The organism is Coleofasciculus sp. G2-EDA-02, assembly GCF_040226375.1.
GTDB lineage: Bacteria > Cyanobacteriota > Cyanobacteriia > Cyanobacteriales > Coleofasciculaceae > Coleofasciculus.
The window spans coordinates 1-14,351 of sequence record NZ_JAVKEW010000239.1 but is presented as its reverse complement, the minus strand read 5'-3'; the positions used below and the strand labels follow the sequence as shown (position 1 = coordinate 14,351).

Below are 14,351 nucleotides of genomic sequence, written 5' to 3'. Positions count from 1 at the left end.
CCAGATACCGAGAAAACCAATTGACTTGTAGGGGCGGGTTTTAACGTTAACTGTGGCGAGAAACTCCTTAATTCAATAAACCCGCCCTGATCCCAATCATTAAGGTTTATAATCCAGTAGGCAGACGTGAGCTGGTCGAGTGGTGTTAATTCTCTTCGACCTAAGTTTTTAGGGCTAAAGCCCTTACTACAAGCTACAAACTCGGAACTACGCGCGATCGCACCTTACTAATTCGGGTTTTACTTGCGCCCTCAGATGGTTAGTGTGCGCCACTAGGATGGGTGTACCATCAACCCTGAGCAAAGGAACCTTATCGCGCCTCAACCCTCAATACTATAAAGCCAAGGTATCAAATATTGAGATAACCAATCAGAGCGGACGTTGTTGGTTCCGGTCGTGATGTATCACACTAGAAGAAGAAAGTCAAGTTCACTGCTGTTTTACCCTGTCGTCCAGTTGCCATCAATCCCATGCTGGACGAACCCCGAACCACGTTTGCCAATGATTGAAACCAAACAACCGGAAAATGTTACCGACTATAACCAGAGTTCATTGAACGCCCTCGATCGCGCGATCGCATTTTCTCAGGGAGAGTTCTCTCTCGTCTTGGTGCGCTGTAATTACAAGCTTTTACAGAAACGTATCTTACACCAACTGCACGAACGAGCTCAAGGTCGATACCAAATTCAGCAATTAGTTCTTCCCGAATCCGTCACCACCCTTTACACCACAATTCAAAATTATGTGGGGATGAATCAGCAGGGCGCGTCTGGGAACAGGGTTGTAGGGAGGGGTTTTACCGATAACCTGTCGGAAACAACAGATAACTTAACTAAACCCGCCCCAATAGAGGAATCAGGAAGACGGGAAGATTGTAGAGACGTTCCGGTGGAACGTCTTCCAGTGGAACTCAACACTCCTCCCGCCTTAATCATCCTCGGGCTCGAATCCGTCGAAGCGCTAAAGGACTTACTCACCTCCACCAATCAAGTGCGGGATGAATTTCGCAAACGCTTACCCTTCCCCTTAGTCTTGTGGGTGAATGACGAAGTATTGCACAAACTCGTTCGCTCTGCTCCCGATTTTAGCAGTTGGGCAGCAACTCCGATTAAGTTTGAAATTGCCACCGATGAACTACTCGATTTGCTGCAACACAAAGCAGACTCCCTATTTAGAACCGTATTAAAAGGAACTCCAGGGCGATATGCCCCCTGGCGTATTTGTACCCACCATGCCAATCTTAATTTAGCCACAGGATGCCGTTCCCGCGCCGAACTCGATTGCGCCCTCCATGACTTACAACAGCGCCAAGAAACGATTACCCCAGAACTAGAAGCGAGTCTGCAATTTGTATTAGGTCAATATGATTATGCCAATGATCATATTGATGCAGCAGTTATCCGTTACCAAAAAAGCCTGCGGTATTGGCGCATTACCAATAATTTAGAACGTCAAGGCGTCCTCCTATTTCATTTAGGCTTATGTTATTGCCGTAATGCTGACTTACATCGGGCGCAACGACACCGCAACTGGGAAGAAGCGTGGCCCTATCTTCAGCAAGCGGTTGAAGCGTTTGAGTGGGCGGAACGTCCGGATTTGGTGGCGCAGTTTATTACCCAACAGGCGGAAGTGTTGCAACATTTAGAAGGATGGGACTCCCTCCAACAGGTAGCCAAACAATGCTTACAGGTACACCAACGCTACGGTTCCCCTATCCAACTAGCGCAAGATTATGGCTTTTTAGCAGAAGTCGCCTTAGTCAAACGGCGGTGGAGAGATGCCAATCACTGGGCGCAGCAAGCCCTCTCCCAGTTAGCATCTGTCCCCAATCAACCCCAAGATTATCAAGGCTTACATCCCTATTTATTAACCCAACTCTATCAACTCATCCTAGTCAAATCCTATCATCAGTTGCATCAATCAACTGAAGCCACCCACCATCTAAACCGGGCAAGTCAAGATTTGCCCGATGCCATTGCCAAAAGCGATTATCATTACGAACCCCAGCGTTACCTATATCTTTTGGAAAGCTTGCGGCGGCTGTACTTTGAGCAACAGCGTTACTTAGAAGCCTTTGAGATCAAGCAAGAACAAGGGGCAGTAGAACAACTCTATGGATTTCGTGCCTTCATTGGTGCGGCTCGTCTCCAGCCTCGACGAGCCGTAACTAATCCTACCTTAACCCCAGTCGAACAGCAAGAAATTGTTGCCCAAGAAATTGCCGCATCCGGACGTCAACAGGATGTGCAGCGTTTAATTGAACGTTTAAGCCGTGCGGATTGCCAATTGACGGTGATTCATGGACCCTCTGGAGTCGGGAAGAGTTCCATCGTTTCCGCTGGCTTAGTACCTGCCCTCAAGCATAGAGCATTAGGCGATCGCTTAGTGTTACCTGTGGTACTGCAAGTGTATACTGATTGGATTAAGGAACTCAATAAAAACTTGAGAACCGCCCTGTCTGGGTTAACCTCCCGTCAATCTGACCAATTTGCCGCCACACAAACCATTGGTGACGATAGTTCCGATGAACTTATTCTCAACCAGTTACAAGCCCAGTTACACGATAACGCCGATCGTAATATCTTAACAGTATTAATCTTTGACCAATTTGAAGAGTTTTTTCTGGGACATGCCTCTCCCCAGCAAACCCGCTTATTTTATCAGTTTTTCCAAACCTGTTTAGATCTGTCCTTTGTTAAAATTATTGTTTCCATTCGGGAAGACTTCTTACACTACTTATTAGAATTTGAGAAACTTGATCTAGAAGTAATTGAAAATAACATATTGGATCGAAAAAATCGCTACCCTTTGGGCAACTTTTCCCCTCCCGACGCCCGGGCTGTGATCCAAAGCCTAACCGAACGCGCTCATTTTTACTTAGAATCCACGTTAATTGATGAATTAGTCCGAGATTTAGCACGAGAACTGGGAGAAGTCCGTCCAATTGAATTGCAAGTCGTTGGGGCGCAGTTGCAAGCAGAAAATATAACCACCCTGGCGCAATATCGACAACGGGGTCCTGTAGAAAAGCTGGCGGAACGCTTCCTAGAAAAAGCCTTAAAAGACTGTGGTGTAGAAAACGAACAGGCGGCTTGGCTGGTTTTGCAACTCCTCACCGATGAAAATAATAATCGTCCCTTAAAAACCCGTGCCGAATTAGTTATTGAATCGGATCTTGATATCCAGAAACTAGATTTAATCTTAGAAATATTAGAGAAATCTGGCTTAGTTTTCCTCCTCCCCGAAATCCCCAGCCATCGCTATCAACTGGTTCATGATTACCTGGTAGAATTTATTCGTCAGAATGAACAAAATACTCTGCGAAAAGAACTGGAAGAACTGCGTCAAAAAGATAAGGATAGTCAAAATAAAATCCAACAACTGATTCGGGAAAAAACCCTGCGGTCTAAATTATCAGCGGCGACGAAAAAACATGCTGCTGCTGTGGAGAAACAACACCAAGCTGAGGAGAAATTAAATCAAGTTCTACGACGCCGTTTGCAAGAAGCCCGGATTGTTGGCGTGACATTAGCGACACTGGCGGTGATTGCGGTAGGATTGGTATGGCGAGCGGTATTTAGTGAAACCAACGCCCAATTAATTGCCTTGAATGCTTCAGCAGAAGCCTTAGTCGCATCAAACCGCAAATTTGACGCCCTACTAAAAAGTTTATCAGCCGCCAAAGAATTAAAACAAGCCCTGGGGGTGACAAAGGAAACCAAGATGCGGGTGATTTCTACATTGCAACAGGTGGTGTATGGGGTGAGAGAACGCAACCGTTTAACTGAACATAGTAATTGGGTGAGTAGCGTTAGTTTTAGTCCCGATGGTGAGTTGATTGCTTCAGCGTCTAAAGATAAAACGATTAAACTGTGGAGTCAGCAGGGGAAATTGCTACAAGATTTGCTGGGACATAAAGAGGGGGTGTATGCGGTTCGCTTCAGTCCCCAGGGTCAAATCTTAGCTTCTGCTAGTGAGGATAATACAATTAAACTCTGGAGTCGAGAGGGTACATTATTAAGAACCTTAACCGGACATCGCGATCGCGTCCACAGTATCAGCTTTAGTCCCGATGGTCAACGGATTGTCTCGGCGAGTGAGGATAATACAATTAAACTTTGGCATATCGACGGGACACTGCTGAGGACTCTTTCCGGTCATAATCATTGGGTTTTAGATGTAAATTTTTCTGCCAATGGTCAGTTGATTGCTTCCGCCAGTCGTGATAAAACGATTAAACTGTGGCAATCTGATGGTACGTTACTCAAAACCTTAACCGCCCACAATCAACCCGTACTCGACATCAGTTTTAGTCCCGATGGTGAATATCTCCTATCTGCTAGTGCAGATAAAACCATCAAACTATGGCGAACCGATGGTACATTACTTAACACTCTATCCGGACATCAAGAGGCTGTAATTACAGTCGCCTATAGTCCAGATGGTCAGATAATAGCCTCTGGAAGTGAGGATAACACCATTAAACTATGGCATCCCGATGGCAGATTAATTGACACATTGCAGGGACATGGTAAGGCGATTCTCGGATTAGGATTCAGTCCCAGTGGCAAAATATTGGCGTCTGCTAGTGCCGATAATACCATCAAACTTTGGCAAGTGGAGGGGGGAATGTTGCAACCAATTCCCGGACATAGCCAACCCATTAGCAGTATCAGTTTTTCCCCCAATGGTGAGAGAATTGCTACAGCTAGCTGGGATAATACGGTGAAACTCTGGACTCGCCAGGGCAAATTATTAAAAACAATTGCGGCACATCAAAAGCCGGTCAATAGTGTCAGTTTTTCTGACAATGGTAAGACCCTAGCGACAGGGAGTGATGATACCACGATTAAACTCTGGAATCAAGATGGAACCTGGCAGAAAACCTTGTCAGGACATCAAGATGGGGTAACCAGTGTTAATTTTAGTCCCGATGGTCAGCGACTCGCCTCAAGTAGCACGGATCAAACGGTCAAACTGTGGCAAATTGATGGCAGATTGGATAAAACTTTAATCGGTCATCAGGGGACAGTGTGGGGGGTAACATTTAGTCCGGATGGGTCTTTAATTGCATCAGCCTCTGAAGATAAAACGGTGAAACTTTGGAGTCGTAACGGCAGGTTGATCAAAACATTGAGGGGGCATAGGGATGCCGTGAATTGGGTAACGTTTAGTCCCGATGGCGAGTTGATTGCTTCAGCAAGTAGTGATAGAACGGTGAATTTATGGAATCGAGAGGGTGAATTATTGCGTTCTTTGAAGGGACATAATGGATTAGTTAATTGGGTAACATTTAGTCCCGATGGGGAGTTTATTGCCTCGGCGAGTGATGACAAAACGGTGAATCTGTGGAGTCGGCACACGGGTCATTTAATTAATTCCTTTGTCGGTCATAAAGATGCCGTGTTTGGCGTGAGTTTCAGTCCTGATGGTAAGATTTTGGCATCAGCGTCTCAAGACACGACGGTTATTCTGTGGAATTTGGATTTAGCGGATTTAGTTGGACGCAGTTGTTCTTGGTTAGAAGATTATTTACAAAATAATTCAGAGTCGCCAAGGATTAATGATGCCAATCCCCAGGATTTTCGGGCGTTGTGTGCCGGGAGATAGGGAACAGACGTTACCTGCAATGTTTCTACAGTCCTTAATTTTGCCAATTCTCAATCCCTAATCCAAAAGTTTAGCCTGACAATACTTATTCAGCAAGCCCTAAATAACGTTTAACAATTGCCAAAATCCGTTGAGCGGCGTAACCATCACCAAAGGGATTAACGGCGGTAGCCATATCCTGATACGCCCTGGAATTCCGGAGTAATTCACTGGCTACGGCGACAATGTGGCTGGGGTTGGTTCCCACCAGTTTCGCTGTCCCTGCTGTAATGGCTTCTTTTCGTTCAGTGGTTTCGCGCAAAACTAATACCGGTTTACCTAAACTGGGCGCTTCTTCCTGCAATCCACCCGAATCCGTCAGCAACAAATAACAGCGTGCGATCGCGCCCACTAATTTGCCATAATCTAAGGGTTCACTCAAAAAGACTCGCGGATGATTGCCTAATATTTGTTTCAGGGGTTCTCTGACTGTAGGATTGCGATGGAGGGGTAAGAGTAAAGCCGTATCCGTAAACATATCCAAAAGTTGGACAAAGGCTTGGGCAATATGTTCTAGAGGTTGACCCCAGTTTTCCCGACGGTGAACCGTAGCTAATAAAACGCGATACTTGTTCCAATCTAATCCCGGAACCGGACATTGGGTTTCCTGCTTTGCTACTGTCAGTAAAGCATCAATCACCGTATTCCCCGTCTGGTGAATCTCGCCCACAATCCCCGATGTCTTCAGATTCTCCACCGACTTAGCTGTTGGTGCAAAATTCAGTTGGGCTAACTGAGAAATCAACCGCCGATTGGCTTCTTCGGGATAAGGATTAAACAAATCATCTGTTCGTAACCCTGCTTCTACATGACCCACAGGAATTTTTTGATAAAATGCTGCTAAAGTAGCAGCAAATGCTGTCGTCGTATCTCCTTGTACGATAACCAACTGCGGGTTAATCTCGGTAAATAAGTCCTCCAATCCCCGCAAACTTCGACAGGTAATATCTGTCAGCGTTTGCTTGACTTGCATGATTTCTAAATTGCAGTCAGCTTTTAGTTTAAATAGCTGCATTACCTGATCCACCATTTCCCGATGCTGACCCGTCAAAATTACCTGAGTATTAAACAGATCACAGGTTTGAAACTGTTGGATAACCGGGGCTAGTTTAATCGCCTCTGGACGGGTGCCTAAGGTAATACAGATTGTTGGTTTATAAGTCATTTGTCATTTGTCATTTGTCATTTGTCATTCGTCATTCGTCATTAATTATGCCGCTTAATTCCCAAACCCGGATAGTATTAAACCAAATTAAAGAACTAGGACTACCTCCTCTCAATGAACTGAACCCCGTACAGGCGAGAGAACAAGCAGCGATGGGAGATCAGTTCTCCCCTAAACCTGAACCTGTCGCCTCGGTGAAAAATTGTATCATTCCTAGTTCTGAGATAGACATTCCTATCCGTATTTATACACCAGCCGGAAACCCACCCTTTCCTATTGTGGTATTTTTCCACGGTGGCGGTTGGGTTGTCGGAAACTTAGAGGCGGCGGATAGTATTTGTCGCACGTTAGCCAATCAAGTCGGTTGTATTGTCGTTTCTGTGGATTACCGTCTCGCACCCGAACATAAATTTCCCGCCGCCGTAGAGGATGCGTATACCGCCACAGAATGGGTGGCTAAAAATGCGGCGTCATTTCAAGGTGATCCGGAACGTATTGCGGTTGGCGGAGATAGCGCCGGGGGAAACTTAGCCGCCGTTGTCGCCTTAATATCACGCGATCGCAACTTTCCCTCCCTAGTCTATCAACTGTTATTCTATCCTGCGACTCAGTACGGTTTTGACACCGACTCCCATCGGCAAAATGGCAAAGATTACCTATTAACCATAGAGTTATTAGTTTGGTTTTGGCATCATTATCTCTCATCAGCAGCCGACGGACAAAATCCCCACACTTCACCACTCCTGGCAGACAATTTGACTCACTTACCCCCAGGGCTAATTATCACCGCTGAATATGATCCTCTACGAGATGAAGCAGAAGCTTATGGGATGCGCTTGCAACAAGCCGGAGTATCTGTAAAAATGACTCGCTATGATGGCACAATTCACGGCTTTGTGGGCATGGCAAATGTTCTAGATCAAGGTCAAGAAGCGCTAGCTGAAGCCGCCGCCGCACTCAAGCATCGGTTCGCCATTGCTTAGTTCCCCAATTTTTGTCAGGCTTTTCTAATTCAACTAATTTATATTTATTCCCACGATATTTAATAATTACGTCCGACTCCTTAGGTCGAGATGCTTCACTCCGCTGTCGCTCTGTTCAGCATGACATTTCGCCACGATACTTGACGCTTTTACATTTTTATTCTTCACTATCGGCAAAATTGACGTTTTCGTAAATATCACTTACATTGATCTGAAACTCGATTGACCTTAATTCGAGAACCGCCTCCGCTGATTCCTGCTCACTTAATAACCATTGACTATTAGGATTTTTGGCATACTGCATCACATGATATTTGGTTTGGTCAATCAAAATATATTCCTTAAACTCCGGAATCGACCGATAGTAAATAAACTTATCGCCTAAATCATAATTTTTCGTCGATTTGGATAATACCTCAACAATTAACGAGGGATTCATCACCGTCGTTGTCGCCGTTCCTGTGTAAATCGGTTCTCCTTCAATAACCATCACATCAGGATAGGTGTACTGACGATAACGAGGTATCCATAACCGTACATCGCCGATATAGACCCGATAATTTTGCCCTCTTAACCCAAACTTTAAGTTGGCGGCAAAATTCAACGCAATTTCATTATGATTAGTCGTCCCACCCGTCATCGGTACAATGTCCCCATCGCGATATTCATGCTTATACTCAGCCTTCTCCTCTAGTTCTAAGTATTCTTCTGGCGTGTAAGAGCGTTTTTGTGTCTGTAATTGCATAAATGATACCCGCTATTCCTCTACCTCTATTATTTTCTCAGCCGAAACGTGATAATGCTCAATCTTGACTAACGGGTCTAGTCCGCGATATCGCCCATCTCTCTCAACGTCACTTGAATCGGGACAGGGTGAGAGAGGTTCCCCGATACTCTTTATTGAGCCTAACTCATGACCGAACCGCACCTCGTCTATTTAGGGCTTGCTGAATACTGTTTTAATCTTTTGTATAAATAATTCAAATCCATAAAACTGGATTGATATGTAAACATAATTGAAAGACCGAGTAAATGAAGTTGATATAAGAAAGGAGACGACCGATGGTAGCAGTAGCAGAGGGAATTCAGCGTCGGTTGACGATGCAGACGACCGAAATTGCCCCGGATACCACCGCAATCCGATCGCTAGATTGGGATCGCGATCGCTTTGATATAGAATTTGGTTTACAGAATGGCACGACGTACAACTCATTCCTGATTCGGGGTGAAAAAACGGCGCTGGTGGATACCTCCCATGAAAAGTTTCGCCAACTCTATCTCGATACTCTGAAGGGATTAATTGACCCAGCTAGATTAGATTATCTAGTCGTCAGCCATACGGAACCGGATCACAGTGGCTTAGTCAAAGATATTTTGGCACTTGCCCCAAATATTACCGTTGTGGGGTCGAAAGTGGCGATCCAATTTCTGGACAATTGGGTCAATCAGCCGTTTCAATCGCAAATCGTCAAAAATGGCGATCGCATTGATTTGGGAAATGGACATATCCTCGAAGCCGTAATTGCTCCCAATCTCCATTGGCCCGATACGATTTTCACCTATGATACCAAAACCCAGGTTTTGTTTACCTGTGATGCTTTTGGCATGCACTATTGTGATGATTACACGTTTGATGAAGACTTAGACCTACTCGAAGAAGATTTTAAATATTACTATGACTGTTTAATGGGTCCCAATGCCCGTTCTGTGCTATCCGCCCTGAAACGGATGGACAAGTTACCCGAAATTACCACTATTGCCACAGGTCATGGACCCTTACTTTATCACAACCTGAGTGAACTCACTGGACGTTACCGTCGGTGGAGTGAGGAACAGGCAAAAGCAGACACGACTGTTGCTGTATTTTATATATCCGATTACGGGTATAGCGATCGCCTCTCCCAAGCCATTGCCCATGGAATTACCAAAACCGGTGTGGCGGTGGATATGATGGACGTGCGATCGGCTGATCCGCAAGAGATTAAGGAATTGATGAGTATTGCGTCTGGGGTGGTGATGGGTACACCACCGACGACGGGAGAAGTCGCCTCTATCGCCCAAACTGCGATGGGTACAATTTTGGGGGCGACAAATCCAAAGCAGTCTTTTGGTGTATTTGAATCGGGGGCTCTTGAGAGTGAATCAGCTTATCTGTTGGTGAATAAGTTTCGGGATTTAGGACTAACGCCAGGGTTTGCGCCGATTTTAGTCAAAGATACGCCTAATGAACAGGTTTATCAGTTATGTGAAGAAGCGGGAACGGATTTAGGACAATGGTTATCACGCGATCGCACGATTAAGCAAAGTAAGTCCCTGGATAGTGATTTGGATAAAGCCTTGGGGCGACTCAGCAGTGGATTGTATGTTATTACGGCTAAAAAGGGGAATATCAGCAGTGCTATGGTAGCGTCGTGGGTGACGCAAGCTTCATTCAAACCCCTGGGTATATCTGTGGCGGTGGCAAAGGATCGGGCGATCGAGTCGTTAATGTATGTTGGCGATCACTTTGTTCTCAATGTCCTAGAAGCTGGAAATTACCAGGGACTGATGAAGCATTTCCTCAAGCGCTTCCCGCCCGGTGCGAACCGTTTTGATGGGATTAAAACCTATTCTGCTAGCCATGGTTCTCCGATTTTAGCCGACGCCCTAGCCTATATGGAATGTGAAGTGAAAAGCCGCTTAGATTGTGGCGATCACTGGACGATTTATGCCACAGTTTCTACCGGTCGGGTTTCTCAGACGGATGGGATGACGGCGGTGCACCATCGTAAGGTGGGGAATCATTATTAGTCATTTGTCATTTGTTTTTGACTAATTGGTGCGATCGCTGATCTCGTAGGGGCGCAAAACTTGCATCCGCCCGCCCCTACATAACACCCTACCTTCCCTATTTTTTTAACGTTGCAATCCGTTTCCTCGACCTTGGATTAATGGATTTTCAACTGCTTCTCGGTACTGCTCAACCTCTTCTGTATACGCAATCGGCAGAACACACTCCACATTTTCGTGAGGACGGGGAATAATCACCCACGATTCTAAGGTTGCACCATAGGTTTTTTCAACGGCGGCAATCCCCGCATCCATGGCAGTTTTTACCTCAGAAACATCGCCACGAATATTCAGATTAAAACGAGCGCTACCGACGCGGATATAGCCGACTATCGTCACTCGACCCGCTTTCACCATGGCATCTGCTGCGGCTAATATACCGGGAAATCCTTTGGTTTCAATTGACCCAACTGCTACTATTGACATTGCCTAATCTCCTTAATCAGTGAAATTATTAAATCAAAAACTTATTCTACGAATTATGGGTTTTTTTCAGGAAAATACTCTTTGTCTTTAGCATTCTTATCGCGCACTAGACCTAGAGCAACTGAAACTTTTACCCTTTCCTTAATCAGTTAAAATGTACGAAACTGTTCAACTTGACTGGTATATTCAATCGGTAGAACGGTGTCAACATTTTCGTGGGGATTAGGAATGATGTAGTAAGCAGTTATCTCGGCGCCATAGGTTTTCTCCACCGCTTCTAGACCCGCATCTACAGCCACCCTGACCTCGGAGATTTTGCCCCGAACGCTGACCATAAAGCGACCACTTTCATTGCGATCAAACTTCACCAGGGTAACAGCGCCAGCTTTGACCATCGCGTCTGCTGCGGCAAGTATCCCTGGAAACCCCAACGCTTCAATCGTCCCAACTGCTGCTGGCATGATTGCTCTGTTGCCTCCACCTCAAAAGACTGTATCCAACTTATTGTACGGGGCTTGATGACCCATTTGGGCGAAATTAGATTATAGATTATTTTTTAGATGAAATAAAACTTCATCAATTGAAACATTTTAAGGGGTTGGATTTCCAGAGGACGGTTTGGCGTTGACGGGTAAGATGACTGTCACCGTTGTCCCTTTGCCCACCTGAGTCGCGATCGCAATCTTCCCCTGATGCAAATCTACACAATTTTTAACAATAGACAGTCCCATGCCCGTGCCGGCAATTGTACTGACATTGCTGGCACGGAAAAAGGGGGAAAATAATCGAGGTTGCTCCGATTCGGGAATACCAATCCCTTGGTCTTGAACCTGAATGATAATGCTGTCATCCTTATAGCGTAGAGACAAGGAAACCGTCGTGCCTTTGGCAGAATACTTAATCGCATTGCTGAGGAGATTGGTGACGATATGTCGCAGCATCTGCTTATCTAACTCCGCTTCACCAGACCAGAGTTGAGCATTATAAGTCAAAGTATAGCGATCGCCGACCATCAGTCGCTGTTCGTCTACCAATTGGAGACAAAAGTCTTCCACATTCAACGGTTCGGGATTAAACTGAAGTTCCCCAGCTTGGGCTTTATTAAACGTGAGAACCTCTTCCACAAGCTGAGCCATCTGCTTGACGCCCATTTGAATCCGGTCTAAATAAGTTTGTTGTTTCTCCTGTGATAACTGATCACTGTACCGTTTCAGGAGTTCTGTTGAGGTTAAAATTACTGCCAAGGGTGTGCGGTATTCGTGGGAAATCATTGCCACAATCCGAGATTTCAGTTCACTCAATTCCTGTTCAGCGATTAAGACTTTGCGAATTTCGGCTTCGGCTTTTTGGCGTTCGGCGACTTCCGTTGCCAGTTTAACCCGTTCTAGTTCTAGGGCTTGGGCTTGACGACGTTCGCTGATATCGCAAAAGACTAAAACCGCACCCTTGATCTGGTCATCGTTGGGGCGCATTAAGGAAACATGATCTACGATGGGCGTCTTGGTTCCATCTCTGGCAATTAACAGGCGATTATGTCCTTGATTCAAGACAGGTTCACCCCGCAGCAGTAGCATCACTGGGTTTTCCACAACTGTATTCGTGGCTTCATTGAGAATTTGCACGACTTCAGTAATGGGTTTGCCCATCGCTTCAGTAGACAACCAACCCGTTACTGTTTGGGCGATAGGATTCATATAAGTAATGCCGCCCATTGCATCCGTTGCCACTACCGCATCATGGGTTGAGTCGAGAATCGTCGAGAGAAATTCCTCGCGTTCGATTAACTGCTGTTGGGTTTGATGCTTATAAAGCGCGATTTCGATCGTAATCCCTAAATCTCGTTGATTAAAGGGCTTGACAATATAGCCAAATGGCTCTGTCACTTTAGCACGCGCCAAGGTAGCCGCCTCGGAGTGAGCCGTCAGGTAGATGACGGGTATTTTAAATTGGCTGCGAATTTGATCGGCGGCTTCAATTCCATCCATTTCTCGGTGTTTGAGAACAATATCCATCAACACCAGATCCGGATGAGTTTCAGCGACTTTAGCGAGGGCGGCTGTACCAGAATTGGCGATATCCACCACGTCGTAACTCAGTCGTTTGAGTTGACCGGCAATGGCTTGAGCAGTAATAATTTCATCTTCGACAACTAGAATCTTTGCCCTTGCCACACCACTATTCCTCTATATATTCAAAAGAATCCCCCGTCTGTCACTCGGGGGAGGATCAACAGAGGACACCAACTTTGATAACAGATGCTATGAAATTGTTGATGTATTGGTTACCACCTCAAGATTCTGGGCAGTCTTGCCATTTTTATTATTGGTATGACCATTACCATTACGAGGCTGAAGCACACCATATCCGCCGTGATTTCGTTCATAGATGACGTTAATCTCATCGGTTTTCGCATTCCGGAACATATAGAAGTCGTGATCGACCAGTTGAAGCTGTTCCAAGGCTTCTTCAATGGTCATTGGCGGCATGGCGAAATATTTCATCCGCACGACTTCTGTGGGCAGTTCGGGAGCGCGATCGCCAATTAAATCCTCAACCACAGGTGCTTCATGAATAACAGCGCCTGTTTTCGGTTGTGCCTGTGTTTTCTTTTGCAGCCTTTCTTTGTATTTACGCAGTTGACGCTGAATCTTATCTGCCACCAGATCGATACTGGCATACAAGTCTTCGCTACTCTCCTGGGCACGAATTACGGTTTTATTGGCATATATGGTAACTTCGGCAGTTTGCTTCGTGCTGATCCGAGGATTACGGGCAACAGAGAGATGCACGTCTACCTCAGTCGTCATATTCTGAAAGTGATTGACCGCTTTTTCTATCTTTTGATTAACATATTCTCGAATTGCATCAGTGATTTCAATGTTCTTGCCCTGGATCACAAGCTTCATACTGACTACTCCGTCCTGTAGTATTGTGTCGTAATAGAGCAGAGCTAGGGCTGGTCTTAGCTGCTCTTGGAGGATACTTCTATTGTAAGGCGGAGTGTGGATAACTTCTGAATGTAAGCAGCAATACTTTACGTAAGTTTGTTCTCTGATATATTCCTTAACCAAGGAATAAGGTATAAATGGCACAAAATGGGGACAAGGAATGCCCAGACGTACCATTCTACGTCTGGAACAGTCAAGGGGGGCAGGTTGAGTTACCGTTCAAGCGATGGGTGAAGGCTCCCACGCTCTTTAGCTGGGAGATGAAACCGAGCGAACCGTCTAGGTAGCGAATAAATTCGCCAGTCAAATAATTCGGATAACGTTCTACTATTGTGGTAATGTAAATACAAG

General features: G+C 45.5%; 9 protein-coding genes. 3 read left to right on the top strand and 6 right to left on the bottom strand.

Annotated elements, in window-relative coordinates:
- The first annotated feature begins 501 nt into the window (after positions 1–501).
- Positions 502–5,610, top strand: coding sequence for a WD40 domain-containing protein (locus RLO19_RS27565; RefSeq protein ID WP_446360559.1), 5,109 nt, complete (start codon positions 502–504; stop codon positions 5,608–5,610).
- An 85-nt stretch (positions 5,611–5,695) separates the two neighbouring features.
- Here RLO19_RS27565 and wecB read toward each other — a convergent pair whose 3' ends face one another.
- Positions 5,696–6,814 carry a non-hydrolyzing UDP-N-acetylglucosamine 2-epimerase gene (gene wecB / locus RLO19_RS27560; protein WP_446360558.1) on the bottom strand — a complete coding sequence of 373 codons (1,119 nt, stop codon included), beginning with the start codon at positions 6,812–6,814 and terminating at the stop codon, positions 5,696–5,698.
- 47 nt (positions 6,815–6,861) lie between these two features.
- Between wecB and RLO19_RS27555 the strand changes: the two genes are divergently transcribed.
- A complete protein-coding gene (locus tag RLO19_RS27555; protein WP_446360557.1) occupies positions 6,862–7,797 on the top strand; it encodes an alpha/beta hydrolase in 936 nt (311 codons plus the stop codon).
- A gap of 157 nt (positions 7,798–7,954) precedes the next feature.
- Here the strand turns inward: RLO19_RS27555 and RLO19_RS27550 are convergent, their stop codons facing one another.
- Positions 7,955–8,542: a Uma2 family endonuclease gene (locus RLO19_RS27550; protein ID WP_446360556.1), complete on the bottom strand. Its 588-nt coding sequence runs from the start codon at positions 8,540–8,542 to the stop codon at positions 7,955–7,957.
- Positions 8,543–8,859: 317 nt separating this feature from the next.
- Here RLO19_RS27550 and RLO19_RS27545 point away from each other — a divergent pair, with 317 nt between their 5' ends.
- Positions 8,860–10,587 carry a diflavin flavoprotein gene (locus RLO19_RS27545; RefSeq protein WP_446360555.1) on the top strand — a complete coding sequence of 576 codons (1,728 nt, stop codon included), beginning with the start codon at positions 8,860–8,862 and terminating at the stop codon, positions 10,585–10,587.
- A 105-nt stretch (positions 10,588–10,692) separates the two neighbouring features.
- Here RLO19_RS27545 and RLO19_RS27540 read toward each other — a convergent pair whose 3' ends face one another.
- From RLO19_RS27540 to hpf, 4 genes are all read right to left on the bottom strand, one after another.
- Complete coding sequence (locus RLO19_RS27540; RefSeq protein WP_446336082.1) at positions 10,693–11,052, bottom strand: carbon dioxide-concentrating mechanism protein CcmK; 360 nt, start codon at positions 11,050–11,052, stop codon at positions 10,693–10,695.
- A 149-nt stretch (positions 11,053–11,201) separates the two neighbouring features.
- On the bottom strand, positions 11,202–11,513 hold the full coding sequence (locus RLO19_RS27535; protein WP_446336083.1) for a carbon dioxide-concentrating mechanism protein CcmK: 312 nt from the start codon (positions 11,511–11,513) through the stop codon (positions 11,202–11,204).
- A 129-nt stretch (positions 11,514–11,642) separates the two neighbouring features.
- Entirely contained in the window at positions 11,643–13,223 is a 1,581-nt protein-coding gene (locus tag RLO19_RS27530) for an ATP-binding protein (RefSeq protein ID WP_446360554.1), read from the bottom strand.
- Positions 13,224–13,310: 87 nt separating this feature from the next.
- Positions 13,311–13,958 carry a ribosome hibernation-promoting factor, HPF/YfiA family gene (gene hpf / locus RLO19_RS27525; RefSeq protein WP_446360553.1) on the bottom strand — a complete coding sequence of 216 codons (648 nt, stop codon included), beginning with the start codon at positions 13,956–13,958 and terminating at the stop codon, positions 13,311–13,313.
- Positions 13,959–14,351 lie beyond the last annotated feature (393 nt).

Coding starts and splice junctions, on each gene's coding strand:
- RLO19_RS27565 (WP_446360559.1), top strand. CDS start 502: ATGATTGAAACCAAACAACCGGAAAATGTTACCGACTATAACCAGAGT.
- wecB (WP_446360558.1), bottom strand. CDS start 6,814: ATGACTTATAAACCAACAATCTGTATTACCTTAGGCACCCGTCCAGAG.
- RLO19_RS27555 (WP_446360557.1), top strand. CDS start 6,862: ATGCCGCTTAATTCCCAAACCCGGATAGTATTAAACCAAATTAAAGAA.
- RLO19_RS27550 (WP_446360556.1), bottom strand. CDS start 8,542: ATGCAATTACAGACACAAAAACGCTCTTACACGCCAGAAGAATACTTA.
- RLO19_RS27545 (WP_446360555.1), top strand. CDS start 8,860: ATGGTAGCAGTAGCAGAGGGAATTCAGCGTCGGTTGACGATGCAGACG.
- RLO19_RS27540 (WP_446336082.1), bottom strand. CDS start 11,052: ATGTCAATAGTAGCAGTTGGGTCAATTGAAACCAAAGGATTTCCCGGT.
- RLO19_RS27535 (WP_446336083.1), bottom strand. CDS start 11,513: ATGCCAGCAGCAGTTGGGACGATTGAAGCGTTGGGGTTTCCAGGGATA.
- hpf (WP_446360553.1), bottom strand. CDS start 13,958: ATGAAGCTTGTGATCCAGGGCAAGAACATTGAAATCACTGATGCAATT.